The organism is Polaromonas sp. P3_B4 (genome assembly GCF_056402835.1).
On record NZ_JBFUGQ010000001.1, the window covers coordinates 2,310,662 to 2,325,579 of the forward strand.

16 protein-coding genes are annotated in these 14,918 nt (G+C 60.8%); 5 read left to right on the forward strand and 11 right to left on the reverse strand.

Going from position 1 to position 14,918, the window contains the following annotated elements; genetic code table 11:
* Positions 1-5 precede the first annotated feature (5 nt).
* Complete coding sequence (locus AC1DVV_RS10955) at positions 6-974, reverse strand: shikimate dehydrogenase family protein (RefSeq protein WP_477702191.1); 969 nt, start codon at positions 972-974, stop codon at positions 6-8.
* A gap of 193 nt (positions 975-1,167) precedes the next feature.
* Here AC1DVV_RS10955 and AC1DVV_RS10960 point away from each other — a divergent pair, with 193 nt between their 5' ends.
* Positions 1,168-1,980 (forward strand): IclR family transcriptional regulator domain-containing protein, encoded by an 813-nt coding sequence (locus tag AC1DVV_RS10960; RefSeq protein WP_457280108.1) that lies wholly within the window; start codon positions 1,168-1,170, stop codon positions 1,978-1,980.
* A 271-nt stretch (positions 1,981-2,251) separates the two neighbouring features.
* On the opposite strand, the gene AC1DVV_RS10965 is transcribed toward AC1DVV_RS10960, so the two are convergent.
* Positions 2,252-3,286 (reverse strand): SDR family oxidoreductase, encoded by a 1,035-nt coding sequence (locus AC1DVV_RS10965; RefSeq protein WP_477665648.1) that lies wholly within the window; start codon positions 3,284-3,286, stop codon positions 2,252-2,254.
* A gap of 196 nt (positions 3,287-3,482) precedes the next feature.
* Here AC1DVV_RS10965 and AC1DVV_RS10970 point away from each other — a divergent pair, with 196 nt between their 5' ends.
* Positions 3,483-4,367, forward strand: coding sequence for a DMT family transporter (locus AC1DVV_RS10970; RefSeq protein WP_457280107.1), 885 nt, complete (start codon positions 3,483-3,485; stop codon positions 4,365-4,367).
* A gap of 130 nt (positions 4,368-4,497) precedes the next feature.
* On the opposite strand, the gene aroC is transcribed toward AC1DVV_RS10970, so the two are convergent.
* The 3 genes from aroC to AC1DVV_RS10985 form a co-directional block, all read right to left on the reverse strand.
* Positions 4,498-5,595 carry a chorismate synthase gene (aroC, locus tag AC1DVV_RS10975; protein WP_477665647.1) on the reverse strand — a complete coding sequence of 366 codons (1,098 nt, stop codon included), beginning with the start codon at positions 5,593-5,595 and terminating at the stop codon, positions 4,498-4,500.
* Between the two features lie 113 nt (positions 5,596-5,708).
* Positions 5,709-6,311: a hypothetical protein gene (locus tag AC1DVV_RS10980; protein WP_477665646.1), complete on the reverse strand. Its 603-nt coding sequence runs from the start codon at positions 6,309-6,311 to the stop codon at positions 5,709-5,711.
* A gap of 34 nt (positions 6,312-6,345) precedes the next feature.
* On the reverse strand, positions 6,346-6,792 hold the full coding sequence (locus tag AC1DVV_RS10985) for a hypothetical protein (protein WP_477665645.1): 447 nt from the start codon (positions 6,790-6,792) through the stop codon (positions 6,346-6,348).
* A gap of 309 nt (positions 6,793-7,101) precedes the next feature.
* On the opposite strand from AC1DVV_RS10985, the gene AC1DVV_RS10990 reads away from it, so the two are divergent.
* The gene (locus AC1DVV_RS10990) at positions 7,102-7,524 is read left to right on the forward strand and encodes a cupin domain-containing protein (protein ID WP_092130677.1); all 423 of its coding nucleotides are present in this window, start codon (positions 7,102-7,104) and stop codon (positions 7,522-7,524) included.
* Between the two features lie 226 nt (positions 7,525-7,750).
* Here AC1DVV_RS10990 and AC1DVV_RS10995 read toward each other — a convergent pair whose 3' ends face one another.
* Complete coding sequence (locus AC1DVV_RS10995) at positions 7,751-8,407, reverse strand: glutathione S-transferase (protein WP_477646252.1); 657 nt, start codon at positions 8,405-8,407, stop codon at positions 7,751-7,753.
* Positions 8,408-8,576: 169 nt separating this feature from the next.
* Here AC1DVV_RS10995 and AC1DVV_RS11000 point away from each other — a divergent pair, with 169 nt between their 5' ends.
* Positions 8,577-9,797: a polyhydroxyalkanoate depolymerase gene (locus AC1DVV_RS11000; protein ID WP_477665644.1), complete on the forward strand. Its 1,221-nt coding sequence runs from the start codon at positions 8,577-8,579 to the stop codon at positions 9,795-9,797.
* A gap of 114 nt (positions 9,798-9,911) precedes the next feature.
* Here the strand turns inward: AC1DVV_RS11000 and AC1DVV_RS11005 are convergent, their stop codons facing one another.
* The 5 genes from AC1DVV_RS11005 to AC1DVV_RS11025 form a co-directional block, all read right to left on the reverse strand.
* A complete protein-coding gene (locus AC1DVV_RS11005) occupies positions 9,912-10,331 on the reverse strand; it encodes a hypothetical protein (protein WP_457280101.1) in 420 nt (139 codons plus the stop codon).
* On the reverse strand, positions 10,328-10,723 hold the full coding sequence (locus AC1DVV_RS11010; RefSeq protein ID WP_477702189.1) for a hypothetical protein: 396 nt from the start codon (positions 10,721-10,723) through the stop codon (positions 10,328-10,330). Before AC1DVV_RS11010 ends, AC1DVV_RS11005 begins: the two co-directional genes overlap by 4 nt.
* Positions 10,724-10,798: 75 nt before the next feature.
* Entirely contained in the window at positions 10,799-11,566 is a 768-nt protein-coding gene (locus tag AC1DVV_RS11015; RefSeq protein WP_477665643.1) for a hypothetical protein, read from the reverse strand.
* Between the two features lie 68 nt (positions 11,567-11,634).
* The gene (locus AC1DVV_RS11020) at positions 11,635-12,825 is read right to left on the reverse strand and encodes an MFS transporter (RefSeq protein WP_477689272.1); all 1,191 of its coding nucleotides are present in this window, start codon (positions 12,823-12,825) and stop codon (positions 11,635-11,637) included.
* A gap of 152 nt (positions 12,826-12,977) precedes the next feature.
* Positions 12,978-13,433 (reverse strand): CBS domain-containing protein, encoded by a 456-nt coding sequence (locus AC1DVV_RS11025; protein ID WP_457280097.1) that lies wholly within the window; start codon positions 13,431-13,433, stop codon positions 12,978-12,980.
* 171 nt (positions 13,434-13,604) lie between these two features.
* Here AC1DVV_RS11025 and AC1DVV_RS11030 point away from each other — a divergent pair, with 171 nt between their 5' ends.
* Positions 13,605-14,918, forward strand: a complete 1,314-nt coding sequence (locus tag AC1DVV_RS11030; RefSeq protein WP_477665641.1) for an O-acetylhomoserine aminocarboxypropyltransferase — start codon at positions 13,605-13,607, stop codon at positions 14,916-14,918.

Sequence of the window (14,918 nt, forward strand, 5' to 3'; positions counted from 1 at the left end):
AAAAATCAAGATGATGCGAGTCGTGCTTCCCCGACTCCTGGGATGGGAACACTGTCAGATGGGGTGGTTTGGAAGGGGCGCCTGATTTCACCGGCCATCGTGGCGGGGTACAAATGCCCACGGATAAAGGTGGCATCGCGGCGAACGGCCTGCGCCGCTGCGGCATGCCCAAAAAAATCCAGGTAGTCCGGCACCTGCTGGATCAGCATCTCAAATCCGGGCTGCGCGGCCAGACCGCGCTCGCGGGCAGCCCGAACCAGCGGCGTCGGCTGGTTCTTCATGAGGATGTCCATGACGGCCGCGTGCGGCGCCATACGGGACACATCGCACGGCAGGGGATCATCGGCCCTGAGCCCCAGCGGTGAGGCATTCACCACCACGTCATGGCCCGACGGGTCGCCGCTGCTCACAGCCGCGATGCTTGCGTTTGACAGCGGCATAGCGGCGGCAATCTGGTCGGCCAGCACCTGCGCCTTGCCGGGCGCCGGGTCATAGAGCGAAATGGCGGCTGGCGCCTGGCTGCCCGCCATTGCGAGTGAAGCGGTAATCGCGGCAGCCGCGCCGCCTGCGCCCAGTATCAACACGCGCTTGCCGGCGTAGGCCACACCGAAATAGTCCAGCGACAGGACAAAACCTTTGCCGTCAAACAAGGCGCCTTCCAGTTCACCGGCTGCGTTACGGCGAATGCCATTCACCGCGCCGGCTACCCGGCCCGCGTCATTGCAATGCGAGAGCAGGCTCATCACTTCGGCCTTGTGCGGAATGGTCAGCAGCATGCCTTTGACGTTCCTGGCCAGGAAAGCGGCCTTCACAAAAGCCTGGATGTCCCCGGCAGCCACATGCACCGGGACAAGGACAGCATCAATACCCAGCGTCTTGAAGATCAGGTTGAACACCTCCGGCGCACGCACCTGCCCGACCGGATCGCCGGGGATCAGATACACATCGGTATTGCCCTGAATGGTGGAAAACATGCTGGATTGCCTGAAACGTTCGATAATCGATTGAAATTGCCAGATTCGGTGTGAACTTTAGTAGCTAGCCCCAGGAACCCCAACAGGTTTATTACCCGATTGATCGTTTATCGCTCATTTAAGATCGATGATCGAACGAAACAAGGGTTTGACCTACGCCTACGTTGACACCGTGTTGTGAATACTTCAGCAAATGACCGCGGCCAAACTCCCCATTTCACCCTCTACATTGCAGGGCCCCAGCCCTTCCACGCTGGACAAGCGGGACTGGATTGCCGGGCTGGAAAAAGGCCTGTCCGTCATCGAATGTTTTGACGACGCCAACCCACGCCTGACCGCCAGCCAGGCCGGGGCGCGCTGCGGCATGACACGGACGGCCGCCCGCCGCTATTTGCTGACGCTGGAACACCTGGGGTATGTCGCCGGCGACGGCAAGCTCTTCTGGCTGACACCGCGTGTGCTCAGGCTGGGCCAGTCCTACCTGGAGTCGGCACGCCTGCCGCGCATCGTGCAGCCCTTTTTGCAGCGCGTGACCGCCGGAACGCAGGAGAGCGCGTACGTCAGCGTGATGGACGGCGACGACATCGTCTACATCGCCCGCAACGGCTCCAGCCGCGCCATGAACACCGGCTACGTGCTGGGCTCGCGCGTGCAGGCCCAGGTCACTGCTGCAGGCCTTTTAATGCTGTCGATGCGCGACCCCGCCTGGCTGGAAACCTGGCTGGCCAGTCACGAACTCAAGGCCTATACCTCGTACACAATCGCCAGCAAGGACCGCCTGCGGATAGAACTGGCGCGCGTGCGGGCGCAAGGATGGGCAATTTCCGAGCAGCAGCTGGAACTCAATTACCGCGGTATTGCCGTACCGCTGCGGGACCGGCACGGGGAAGTGGCAGGCGCGCTCAGCGTGACCATGCCCATGGGGCATGAGTCGAGTGAGGATGCGGGGGGACGGGTTTTATCGGTGTTGCGGGAGACGGCGCAGGCGATGAGAAACCTGATTTGAGTGCATCTGCCAGGGCGGTTCTTGCTCTGGCGATGCGCGCTTTGCTGAGGGTGGCTGGCCGGGGGTTGCCCGGCATGCAAGTAACTTTCTTTTGCTTACTTTTCTTTTGGCGAAGCAAAAGAAAAGTGAGTAGCCGCCGGGCTACCCCCGGCCAGCAGATCTCAGAAGAAGGCACATAGCCGGAGCAACATCCGGCCTCAAAGAGGCGCTATCAATTCAATAGCTGCTCGCGCCCACTCCCATTAGTCAAAAGCCTTTTTTTACGAAAAAATCAAACCGCCCCAACACTCCCCGTCACCGGTAAAACAATCCCCGTGACATAACTGGAACAAACAGGAGAAGCCAAAAATACATAAGCAGGTGACAACTCCTCAGGTTGCGCCGGCCGCCTCATGTCGGTCTTCCTGCCGAAGTCCTTGATGACATCGGGCGGTGAATCCGCCGGATTGAGCGGTGTCCACACCGGGCCGGGCGCCACGGCATTCACGCGAATGCCTTTGTCCAGGAGGTTGCTGGCCAGCGCCTTGGTGAAGGCGTGAATGGCCCCTTTGGTCGCAGAATAATCCAGCAGCCTGGCGCTGCCTTCCAGACCTGTGACCGAGCCGGTGTTAATGATGCATGAGCCCTGCTTCAGGTACGGCAATGCCGCTTTGGCCATATGGAAGTAGCCGTACACATTGGTGCGCAGGGTTTCGTCGAAGCGTTCTTCCGTGAGGTCTTCCAGCGAATCGGCATGCTCCTGGAAGGCCGCGTTGTTCACCAGGATGTCGAGCTTGCCCAACGATTTGACGGTTTTCTTCACCGCCTCACGGCAGAACCCGGCATCTTTCACGTCACCGGCAACCAGCACGCAACGGCGGCCTTCCGCTTCAACACAGCGCTTTGTTTCTTTGGCATCCTGGTCGGAATCAAGATACGCAACGGCCACGTCGGCGCCTTCGCGCGCAAACAGCACCGCGACGGCGCGGCCAATGCCGGAATCTGCACCGGTGATCAATGCCGTCAGCCCTTCCAGCTTGCCGCTGCCCTTGTAGTTGGGCGCCATGAATTGCGGTTTGAGTTCCATTTCGGCTTCCAGGCCGGGCTTGCGCAGGTGCTGCTTCGGCAACGGCGGCTCCGGGTAATCCTGCAGGCCGGCCTGCACGGCTTTTTTCTGCTTGCCGGCAGTGGTTTCGCGCTCGGCACGCTTGGCCTCGTCCTTGCTGTCCTGCTCTCGCTGGATCTTTTGCTGTTTGGCGGTGACGGGCTCCGCGCGTGCGGATGGGCGCGTGGAGGACGTCCGTGAAGAGGGAGTGATTTTGGGCATGGCGCTTCCTCGAAAGTGAAAGTGGATGGGTGAAAACCTCCATTTAGAGTGGCCCGAGCCCGGCGCGGTGTAGGAAAAATCCGCGCCTTCACCCCGGCCATGCCTTGCGGGCCGCTGCAGCGTCGGGCCGAATCTTGCACAATCAAGGCAGCCACCTTTTCCATTGCCGCTTTTGTTGCCGCCCGAGCGGCGTTTGATGCAAACCCGACACTTCCTCCAGCTCATCGCGATGTCCGCCCTCTGGGGCGCATCATTTCCCCTGCTGCGTATCGCCAGCCCCGCCCTGGGGCCGTGGGTGGTAGCGGCCACCCGCTGCGTCCTGGCCTCGATCGTGCTGGGCCTGCTGATGAGCAGGCTGCGCGGCCAATGGCCGCCGCGCGAGGCGTGGCCCCGGCTGGCGCTGCTGAGCATGCTGTCGGTGGTGGTTCCCTTTGTGCTGTACAACTGGGCCGCGCTGGTCATCCCGTCGGGCTATTCGGCGGTGCTCAATGCCACGGTGCCGCTCTTCGGCGTGATGGCCGCCGCGCTGGCAGGTGAGGAAAAACTCACCCGCATCCGCCTGCTCGGCTGCGCGGTCGGCTTTGCCGGCGTCGCGCTGCTGGTGCAACTGGGGCCCGTCGCCGTCACGCCCCGGGTCGTGCTGGCGGCGTTGGCCTGTGTGGCCGCGTCGGCCAGCTACGGCTTCGGTGCCATCCTCATGAAACGCGCCACCATGGCCTATTCGCCGCTGCCCTCGTCAGCGGTGGTGCATGTGGCCGCGGCCCTGATCCTGCTCATACCGGGCGGGATCGCCGCACCCTCGGCTGTCCTGACGCCGGGCGCCGTGGCTGCCGTTACGGTGCTGGGCACGTTTACCTCCGGGTTTATGTACTGGATCAGCATGCGGCTGATGCGCGAGATTCCGGCCAGCGCCACCACGTCGGCGGCCTTCATGATTCCGCTGTTCGGCGTGACCTGGGGCGGGCTGTTTCTGGGGGAGCCGGTGACGATCAGCATGTTGCCCGGTTGCGTGCTGGTGCTGTCGGCCACCGCGCTGATCACGGGCTTTAACCCGTTTCGGGCTGCGCCACCTGAGCCATAAAGCTTAAGGCACGCACCGGCGCGAAGTCGTAAAGAAATCGTGGCGAGCGGCCCGAAGTCGCGTCGAAGACCGGGGCCGTACACACCGTACGGTGAGGACCGCAGATGCGAGATCGGGCCGCGCAGCAGATTTATTTGCGGCTTCGCATGATGTTGGGCGTGGCGACCACCACATCCGCATTCTGCGCACGCTGACGCAGCGCATGCTCCATCACCACCAGGGCCAGCATGGCCTCGGCAATCGGCGTGGCGCGAATGCCGACACAAGGGTCATGCCGGCCCTTCGTCACCACTTCGGAGGGGTTGCCCGCGGTGTCGATCGACTGGCGCGGTGTGATGATCGAGCTCGTCGGCTTGATGGCGATGGACACCTCCAGGTCTTGCCCCGTGCTGATGCCACCCAGCACACCGCCGGCGTTGTTCGACTGAAAGCCCTCTGGCGACAGACCGTCGCCGTGCGTGGTGCCGCGCTGCGTGACGCTGGCAAAGCCGGCGCCGATTTCAACGCCCTTGACGGCGTTGATGCCCATCATGGCAAAAGCAATGTCGGCATCCAGCTTGTCAAAGAGCGGATCACCCAGGCCCACCGGCACTTTGGACGCCGTGACACGAATGCGCGCGCCGCAGGAGTCGCCGGCCTTGCGCAGCGCGTCCATGTAGTCTTCCAGTTTCGAAACGTCAGCCACCGGCGCGAAGAACGGATTGCCCGGCACGTGTTCCCACGATTCAAACGGAATCGCGATGTCGCCAATCTGCGTCATGCAGCCGCGAAAGGTGGTGCCGTATTTTTCAGCCAGCCACTTCTTGGCCACCGCGCCGGCAGCCACCATGGGGGCCGTCAGACGGGCGGAGGCACGGCCGCCGCCACGCGGGTCGCGCCGGCCGTATTTGTGCAGATAGGTGTAGTCGGCATGGCCTGGGCGGAAGGTTTCCAGGATGTTGCCGTAGTCCTTGCTGCGCTGGTCGGTGTTCCTGATCAGGAGGCAGATGGGGGTCCCCGTGGTCTTGCCCTCATACACGCCGGAGAGGATCTCGACAGCATCGGGCTCATTGCGCTGGGTCACATGCCGGCTGGTGCCTGGCCGGCGGCGGTCCAGGTCGCCCTGAATGTCGGCCTCACTCAAGTCCATGCCGGGCGGGCAGCCGTCAATCACGCAGCCAATGGCCGGGCCGTGGGATTCACCGAAGTTGGTGACTGCGAATAGGGTTCCGAAGGTATTTCCGCTCATGGGGGGATTATCCCAGAGGGGGCTGAGGGGGCGCGGACAGCCTGATTCAGGCCCGCCGTTGACACGCCCGGACAAACCCGGAGTGTGGGTAGCGCTGGTTTCTCGTGGTCATGTCAGAGCAATGCCGAAGGGGCCGGCCCTTTCGGCAAGAAGGTAACAGCGGAAAAGTCGCTGCGCCAGAACATTGCCGATGTTATTGGGGCTCCCCAGGATTCAATGTAGGCAAGCACATCGCCTCGCTGCAATCGTTTCCGCTTTAATCGCTGCTGATACTTTTCCAGGTTTTCGAAGGACAAAGGATCTCCCTTTTGATAGAAGTCCCAACCCGGGTTGTCACTCATAACGCGTACAAAGCGCAACAAAGCGCCTTGGGAATAAGCCGAGAACTCATTGAGCGCGTCCTTCTTGCAATCATCAGCCGTACTTCGAACGGAAATTACATCAAAGCGAAACGTCGACTGCGCATAGGCTGGCACGTAACCATCTCCCGCAGACAGGTGAGGCATAAAAACCGTTAGCCCAGGGGCGTTAGCCGGTGACCACAGAATGAGCGGCGACGCGTCTTTGTCTTCCGTGTACGGCTGTTCTGGCAAGACAAACGGGGTTGGGCTGCTATGAACCCGCATTGGCGGATAGCGATCAAACGCCTGGGCAACCTCGGCGACCGGTGCCCTGATCACAGACAGATTGAAGAATGGTCGATCCAGAACAGACATGATGCGAGCGTTTGGTTGCTTGCCGGCACTGCGACTACGCGAACTCTCCGTGGCGCGGTGCAACTTCGCCCTGCAGAAGAACACGTAATGTGAACTTGAGCGGGAAGACCTGAGACTCTTTCATGCGCAGCGCGGCCGCAACCGCCTTGCGTTCTTTTTTTGCTTGCGGGTACTCGGCCGAGGGAACGAAGATGTGGTCGTTTTCGTGCAGCAGCACCCCATGCCCAAACTCGAGATCGCCAGCTGTGGTCAAGCCAACAAAGCCGGTGAACGTCTGGCCTGAGGAAGCAAGGAAATCAGCAGCAACGGACAGGGCGTAAAGGTCTGGACCCATCATCTTCGCCGGATGGGGACGAACCCAGGTTTCGTCCTGCTCTTCATCCCCTTCCTCGTCGCTTGCGAACTCCCAGATGGGAAAAGCGATGAGGTCTTCCGGCTTGAGTTGGTCAATGGGCTTTCGGGTCTTCAACGATGGACGCATGGACAGTGTCTTCTAAGGTGAAAGTGTCAACAAAACCGATCAAGCCCGGCCCTCGCTTGAAGAAAGGGTCAGGCCTCTGCTCCCCCTTGAGGAAACGAATGAGCTTGAGCCACATGTCAAACGCCTTGGAGTCGGATGGGTGGTGGATTTAGACGCTCCTGAACTATAGCTTTGCAACCGGCCGCTCTCCCTGTCGCCCTGGCTGTGCAGCCAGCGGTGTAGCGCCTGCCGTACACACTCTGGAACACTTCATGCTTGCTGCACCGCACCAATCCTGAATTGGATGTCTTGATTGAACAGGAGCACCCCATGCTGGACCGCACCGCGACCAAGTTTTCCCATGTCAAGCCTGGCGACACGCAGTTTGTCTCCGGTGGTTTGCGCGATTTTTTCCTGTACCGTGACCTTGGCATTGCCGACGCGACCAACGGCAAAGTCATCGCGCACCTTGTGAAGGCGAATATGGCACCAGAAACAGGCACGGGATGGCACCGTCATGAGGCAGATTTCCAGATCGTCATCATGACCAAGGGCTGGGCCCGCTTTATGTACGAAGACAAGGAGACCCTGGTCGAGGCCGGCGACGTGGTGCACCAGCGACCAGGCATCAAGCATTTCCTGTTCGACTACTCCCCCGACATGGAATACCTGGAAATCGTCGGGCCAGCGGACTTCAAATCTATAGACGTAGACCCGGTCTGCGAAATTCCACCACCCACCCCCTGGAAATAGCGCCCCCACGGTCGCTCACTTCGTGTAGCTCCCTGCCCCCCGAGGGGGCCGCCCGCCTGCGGTCTGGCAAAGCCAGTCCCGCGGCTCATGCTGGCTTGAAGATTTCAGGGCGTATATAGCGGGGGTATTTCATCAGTGGGGGCCGCGGGTCCGGCTTCGCCGGCCCCAGGCGCCGCCCCCTGCAAGGGGGGAACAGGCTACACGCAGTGAGCCTGGACGGGGGTGTTCAAAATTCCGCATCCAACTCATCAATGTCATCCGGCTCCTTCTTCGCCTCAGCCACCCACTCCTTCATCGCCGGCAACTCCATGATGCGCTTGCAATACGCGGTACAAGCCTTGTCCAGCGGCACGTCGTAAGTGAGAAATCGGGTCACCACCGGCGCATACATGGCGTCGGCCACCGACAGCTGCTTGCCGAACAGGTAGGGGCCGCCATAGGTGGCCAGGCATTCCTTCCAGATTTCCAGGACACGGTCAATGTCGGCCTGCGCGCGGGACCAGACCTTGAAGTTCGAGAAATGGGCCTTGATGTTCATCGGCAGCGCAGCGCGCATGGAGGCAAAGCCTGAATGCATTTCGCCGCACACCGCCCGGCAGTGCGCCCGCACCTTGATGTCCGCGGGCAGCAACTGGGCTTTGGGCTTGATTTCATTGAGGTATTCGGCAATCGCCAGGGTGTCCCACACCTTGACGTTGCCGTGCTGCAGCGAAGGCACCAGCATGCTGGACGAGAGCAGCAGCATTTCGGCCTTCATCGCCGGGTCGTCCGGTGAAATCACTTTTTCGGTGAATTCCAGACCCGCGAACTTCGCCAGCAGCCAGCCGCGCAGGGCCCACGCTCCGTAGTTCTTGCTGCTGATCGTCAGGATGGCTTTGGCCATACACATGCTCCTTGAACCGGAAAGGCCCTGCTGGCTAGCAGGATGGATGCATGAACTCCCGCAAGGCTTATGCCAGCCTGCGCTTTTCGGCTCCGACTGGCCCGTAACTTGCCTGCATGGACTGGCAGAGACAAAGAGACAACGAATTCCGATTCATGTCAGGACAACCATGCTTTACCAGGCCTACCAAACCCAGTCCGACCTGCTGTCGCCGTTTCGCCTGTTCGCCCAAAGCGGTAGCGCGGCATTCTGGCTGGGTAAAACCGAAGGCAGCCTGCTCCGCAAGATTTCGGCGTCGATGGAGGTGTTTTCACGCCTGCGGCTGACGCATACACGGCCGGCCTACGGCATCAGTTCAGTGAAGGTGGGCGAGCGCGAACTTGCCGTGACGGAAGAAACCGTTCTGTCCATGCCCTTTGGCACCCTGCTGCGCTTTCGCAAGGAAACACCCGCGGGCCTGCCCTTCCAGCCGCCGGTGCTGCTGGTGGCGCCGCTGTCGGGCCACTTTGCCACGCTGCTGCGCGAAACCGTGCGCACCCTGCTGCAAGACCACGACGTGTACATCACCGACTGGCACAACGCGCGCGATGTGTCCCTGAGCCACGGCCCGTTTGCGCTGGACGACTATATCGACCATATGATCCGCTTCACCCAGGCCATTGGCCCGGGCACACATGTGGTGGCGGTTTGCCAGCCTTGCGTGGCGGCGCTGGCGGCCACCGCCATCATGGCTGAAGACGACGACCCGGCCCAGCCTCGCAGCCTGACCCTGATGGCCGGCCCGGTGGACTGCCGCGTGAACCCCACCGGCGTCAACACCCTGGCTACCAGCCAGCCGATTGAGTGGTTCGAGAAAAACCTGATCAGCCATGTGCCGCTTCCGCACACCGGCTACATGCGCCGCGTGTATCCCGGTTTTGTGCAGTTGAGCGCTTTTCTGAGCATGAACCTGGACCGGCACAAAAAATCCTTCCAGGACATGTACCAGCACCTGGTGGACGGCGATGTGGAAAAGGCCAACATCATCCGTGTGTTTTATGACGAGTACCTGGCCGTGAACGATTTACCAGCCGAGTTCTATCTCGAAACGGTCGAAAAAGTCTTCCAGACCTACGACCTGCCGCTCGGCAAGCTCAGCTATCGCGGCCGCCTCGTCAAACCTGCCGCCATTCGCCGTACGGCGCTCATGACGGTTGAGGGGGAACGCGACGACATCTGCGCCGTAGGGCAAACGGTAGCGGCGCAGGATCTGTGCACCGGCATCCGACCCTACATGAAAACTCACCATGTGCAGACCGGCGTGGGGCACTATGGGGTGTTCAGCGGGCGCAAGTGGAACCAGCAGATTTATCCGCGGGTTCGGGAGATGATTCACTCGAGCATGGGCTGAAATTCATACGAAATCGGCCTCCAGGCCAATGGAATCGGGCGCAAGCAGCTCCTGAATTAATAGCGCCAAGTCGAACCGTGAGCGAGCGCTTGCCGGCAGAGTCCGATGCCCTGCCTAGACGTCATCGTGCCCATTCAACACAACTCTGCGCAGCATCGATCGGTACTTGAGCGCCATGAGCACGGCAAGCGGATAGCCCAGACATCGCATCGGGTTCAGAAAGTGAATCCAATATGGCCGGGCGTACCAGCGCTCCATGCGCTTCTTGAGGTACTTCTCTTCGTATCCCCAGTCCGGCATGATCATCCACAGCATGAGCGGAAAAATCAGGAACGTGTCAAAGGCAAACGACGCGCAGACATCCCTGAAGATGATTCGATCGACGAGCTTGAGGTCATCCGCCGAGATATTGCCTTTCAGCACAAGTTGCCGGCATTCGGTGTCCTCGATTCCGATCTCGGTCCATGCATACGAGATGATTTCCCAGACATAGTATTTCTCACCCATGTCGGCGACACCTAGTGTCGGAGTCATCCGACCAGGCTCCTGAGCGCAAAGAACAAGGCAATTCCCGCCAGCACAAAACTTAAACGCCAGCTCGTGCGGCCCACCACCACAGCGGTACTGAGAAAACCGTCATCAAGCTCCCGGTGGCGTGAACTGCGCAAGAATTTTTTGAATCGGCCAAAAGCGTCACCAATGCCCCACGACAAGTCTTCATGGTTAGCGCCGATCTCGTTGTAGATATCGCGATGACCGGCACTTAGGCGATGAAGGATGAATGAGACAGACACAGAACCGGCAATCCCAAGCGCAACAGCGCCGCCCAGGAATATCTTGTCGAATGTCTCCGGCCATCCCGTCTCGGCCACAAACACGCCGACAACCATGCCGGATAGCGCGAAGAAGAATTCTGTACGGTCCATGACTGCTGTTTGAGGTGAAATGCTAGATGCGGCTTTGCGGCACACGTTTGTTCGATACTGTAGTCAGGTCATTTCTCAACATGGCACTGCCTGCAAGCTGGACCCAACAGCACTGAATATGGCGTTGATTAGCCGCGTCGTAAGGCGCGCCCTGTTGAACACAATGTCCGTGAGCAAGGCGATTGCAAGCCCCAAATAGATGAAGTACCCCAAGCCAACATAGTCCGAGAAGAGAACAGTGTGCAGCCAGTTCTGATGGAAGAGGTACAGATACCCAACCAATCCTGCGGCCCCAAGCAGCACCACCGTCGGCAGCACAAGTTGCAGCCCGGCGCGCTTGCGAAGAGCTGCGGCAATGGCGAGCAGCGAGAAGACGAGCGCGTTTGCGCCGGTAAAGATGCGGAACTCTCGCGTCAGTGATTCCGCCACACCCATGTACTGGGTGCGAATCAGAAGTTCGAGCCGCTCGTTGATGCGCGACAGATCGGCGGTTCTGCGCTCAAGAATCCCGGTCATGGATTTTTCGATCGCCTTGCGGCACTCGCAATCGATATTTCTCATTTGCGCAGCGACAGCGGCAACCTTTTGAGGAAGACCTTCAGCCAGCTTGCGTTTGAGTTCGGCGATCTCCGATGAATTCCTGCCAGAAAGGCCTTTTGCCATTTCCGCGAGCTTGCCGCCGTCCAGTGCTTCGATTCGTTCGCTCACTCTGCGCTCCACTTCCATTCGGATCGCATCACGCGCCAAGGTCTCGACAAGGCCTGGATTGACATAGGAGGCAACAAAGGCGACCCCAAACAGGACAAGCCCTGCGAAGGCGACGATGGTGACAAAGAGACGCATTGACGCTACTTTCAGGTCGTTAAGGTTTGACGGTGGCGTAGGGCCAGAAATTGCACATGGATTGCAATCTAATCGCCTCGCCTCATCCAGGCAACCAAAATCCCAATCAAGCCCATCACCCCCACCAATCCCAAAATCACCCCACGCCCCTCCATCACCCCTGCAAACACCCCCACCAGCATCCCCGCCAGCGGCTGCGACAAATTGTTGAGCATCACGATCACGCCAGTAGTCTTGCCCAGGTCGCGCGGTGGAATCAGTTTCTGGCGCAGGCTGCGGATATAGACGTTGAACATCTTGTCAAAGCCGATCACCAGCAAGAAACCGGCGGTGTACACCCAGAAGCTGCCGGCCAGCCCCGTCAGCAAACCGCCGGCCAACATCACGCTGTATGACACCAGGCCCAGGGTGCGCAAGGGCAGCACAGTGCGGGCGATGAACAGCAGGATGATGACGGTGGCAATGGCGCCGGCCGTTTGCAGCAACGCGTAATCGCCCGCAGAGCGCTGCAGCAGCCCGGTCACCATCGCGGCCGAGGTGGCGAGCGTCACGCCGATCACCAGGTTGATGCCGGCCGCCAGCGCAATCACTTTTTTCAGGCCCGGCAGGTGCAGCACCTGCAAAAACGCGGTGCGGATGGGCAGCAGCCAATGGTCCGGGGCGGTCTCGGGCGCGGCCAGCTCAACCGGGTTCTTCCGGTGCCACAAGGTCACGGCGCCATCGGCCAGCAAAAAGAGCGCCGCGGTGGCCGCCACCACCGCGGGCCACGGCATCCAGCGCAGCAGCAGTGACGCCAGCACGGGGCCCAGGACCATGCCGAGCTGGTCGGCAATCTGCGCATGGGCCAGCACTTTTTCAAAGCGGTGCTGCCTGAATATCTGCGGCAGCATGACCTCGCGGGCCATCAGGCCCTGCGTGGTCAGCACACCGCAGACCGCCGACAGGGCAATCAACCAGCCAATGCCGCCCAGCCACTGAAAAGCGGCCGCCCCGCCGATGCACACGAGCGCGCGGTAGAGCTGGCTGATGCGCAAAAGCTTGAGAGGCGAAACCCGGTCGCACAGCGCGCCGCACACGGGAAAAGCCAGGAAGCGGGGGAGCGTTTCTACCGTGAAGGCGATACCTGACCAGGCCACACTTCCCGTGATTTCGAAAACCACCAGAGGAACCAGGAACAGCAGTATCTGGTCGGCAAGCCTGGAAAGGAACAGGGAGCTATAAAACAGCTGGCCGTTGGCGTTGTTGGCGTTGTCGCGCACCCCTGCTCCCATCGCCTTGCCCCGCAAAGCAGGCCAGATACCTAGCGCACCTGGCTATTATTTTGATAGCGCCTTGCGCTCTTCCTGATTGGGCTGATTGGGCTGGCGGCATCTTTTATGCAAAGAACACCATCAGGCCCGTACCACTCGTGTCAGCTGCGGTCGGCGCCGTCTTCTTCCGGCCAGTCGCGGATGTAGGCCTTGAGCATCTTGTTTTCGAAGTTCTGGCTGTCCACCACGGCCTTGGCCACGTCGTAAAGGCTGATCACGCCCATCATGACTTTCTGGTTCATCACGGGCATGTAGCGCGCGTGGCGTTCCAGCATCATGCGGCGGACTTCGTCGAGTTCGGTCTCCGACGTGCAGGTGAGCGGGTGGTCGTCCATGGCGGTGCGCACCAGCGTGCTGCCGATCTCGCCGCCGTTTTTGACGATGCAGACAATCACTTCGCGAAATGTCAGCATGCCGACCAGGTCACCATGCTCCATGACGACCAGTGAGCCGATGTCTTTTTCGGCCATGATCTGGGCCGCCTTGGCAAGGGGTTCGTCAGGCTGGACGGTGTAAAGCGTGTTGCCCTTCACGCGCAGTATGTCTAGAACCTTCATGGCCATCTCCTCGGTTGTGCTGCTTGCCGGCCCTCATTGTCCCACCACAGCGCGGCAACAGGGAATTCAGTTTAAATATAGCCCACAATCAAACGGCAGGTTGCAAGAATCTGTTCGGGCTCCTGCGATTGCCCGGCGCACCGCCACTTTTTTCTGACTGGAGACAAACCCATGCCCGGTTACTCAGACCCCGGCTTCGACACCCTGGCGTTGCACGCCGGCGCCGCGCCCGACCCATCCACCGGCGCGCGTGCCGTGCCGATTCACCTGACGACTTCTTTCGTCTTCGAATCCAGCGACCACGCGGCCAGCCTCTTTAACCTCGAACGCGCGGGCCATGTCTATTCACGCATCAGCAACCCGACCAATGCGGTGCTGGAGCAGCGCGTGTCGGCCCTGGAAGGCGGCATAGGCGCGATTGCTACGTCGAGCGGGCAGGCTGCGCTGCACCTGGCAATTGCCACCTTGATGGGCGCCGGCTCGCACATCGTCGCCAGCACCGCGTTGTACGGCGGCAGCCAGAACCTGCTGCACTACACCTTGCGCCGTTTCGGCATAGCCACCACCTTCGTCAAGCCCGGCGACCTGGACGGCTGGCGCGCCGCCGTGCGGCCCAACACCAAACTTTTCTTCGGGGAAACCGTGGGCAACCCGGGCCTCGATGTGCTGGACATCGAAGCGGTGTCGAGCATTGCCCATGAAGCCGGCGTGCCTCTGCTGGTGGACTCCACCCTCACCTCACCCTGGCTCATCAAGCCCTTTGACCACGGCGCCGACCTGGTCTACCACTCGGCCACCAAGTTCCTGAGCGGCCATGGCACGGTCATTGGCGGCGTGGTGGTGGACGGCGGCAGTTTCGACTGGGAAAAGTCCGGCAAATTTTCCGAGCTGACCGAGGCCTACGAAGGCTTTCACAACATGGTGTTCAGCGAGGAAAGCACCGTGGGCGCCTTCCTGCTTCGCGCGCGGCGTGAAGGCCTGCGCGACTTCGGCGCCTGCATGAGCCCGCACACGGCATGGCTGATTCTGCAAGGCATTGAAACCCTGCCGCTTCGCATGGCGCGGCACATGGGCAATACCGAAAAAGTGGTGCAGTTTCTCGCCGCCCACCCGCTGGTCTCGCGCGTGGGCCATCCGATGCTCGAATCGCACCCCAGCCACGCACTGGCCAAAAAACTGCTGCCGCGCGGCGCCGGCTCGGTGTTCAGCTTCGACATCAAGGGCAACCGTGAACAGGGCAAGGCCTTCATCGAAGCGCTGAAAGTCTTCAGCCACCTGGCCAACGTAGGCGACTGCCGCAGCCTGGTGATCCACCCTGCCAGCACCACGCACTTCCGCATGAGCGACGAAGCGCTGGCGGCCGGCGGCATCACACAAGGCACGATTCGCCTGTCGATTGGCCTGGAAGACCCGGACGACCTGCTGGACGACCTCAAGCGCGCCCTCAAGGCGGCAGAAAAAGCCGCCGTGAAAGCGGGGACCTGA

Coding starts and splice junctions, on each gene's coding strand:
- AC1DVV_RS10955 (WP_477702191.1), bottom strand. CDS start 974: ATGTTTTCCACCATTCAGGGCAATACCGATGTGTATCTGATCCCCGGC.
- AC1DVV_RS10960 (WP_457280108.1), top strand. CDS start 1,168: ATGACCGCGGCCAAACTCCCCATTTCACCCTCTACATTGCAGGGCCCC.
- AC1DVV_RS10965 (WP_477665648.1), bottom strand. CDS start 3,286: ATGCCCAAAATCACTCCCTCTTCACGGACGTCCTCCACGCGCCCATCC.
- AC1DVV_RS10970 (WP_457280107.1), top strand. CDS start 3,483: ATGCAAACCCGACACTTCCTCCAGCTCATCGCGATGTCCGCCCTCTGG.
- aroC (WP_477665647.1), bottom strand. CDS start 5,595: ATGAGCGGAAATACCTTCGGAACCCTATTCGCAGTCACCAACTTCGGT.
- AC1DVV_RS10980 (WP_477665646.1), bottom strand. CDS start 6,311: ATGTCTGTTCTGGATCGACCATTCTTCAATCTGTCTGTGATCAGGGCA.
- AC1DVV_RS10985 (WP_477665645.1), bottom strand. CDS start 6,792: ATGCGTCCATCGTTGAAGACCCGAAAGCCCATTGACCAACTCAAGCCG.
- AC1DVV_RS10990 (WP_092130677.1), top strand. CDS start 7,102: ATGCTGGACCGCACCGCGACCAAGTTTTCCCATGTCAAGCCTGGCGAC.
- AC1DVV_RS10995 (WP_477646252.1), bottom strand. CDS start 8,407: ATGGCCAAAGCCATCCTGACGATCAGCAGCAAGAACTACGGAGCGTGG.
- AC1DVV_RS11000 (WP_477665644.1), top strand. CDS start 8,577: ATGCTTTACCAGGCCTACCAAACCCAGTCCGACCTGCTGTCGCCGTTT.
- AC1DVV_RS11005 (WP_457280101.1), bottom strand. CDS start 10,331: ATGACTCCGACACTAGGTGTCGCCGACATGGGTGAGAAATACTATGTC.
- AC1DVV_RS11010 (WP_477702189.1), bottom strand. CDS start 10,723: ATGGACCGTACAGAATTCTTCTTCGCGCTATCCGGCATGGTTGTCGGC.
- AC1DVV_RS11015 (WP_477665643.1), bottom strand. CDS start 11,566: ATGCGTCTCTTTGTCACCATCGTCGCCTTCGCAGGGCTTGTCCTGTTT.
- AC1DVV_RS11025 (WP_457280097.1), bottom strand. CDS start 13,433: ATGAAGGTTCTAGACATACTGCGCGTGAAGGGCAACACGCTTTACACC.
- AC1DVV_RS11030 (WP_477665641.1), top strand. CDS start 13,605: ATGCCCGGTTACTCAGACCCCGGCTTCGACACCCTGGCGTTGCACGCC.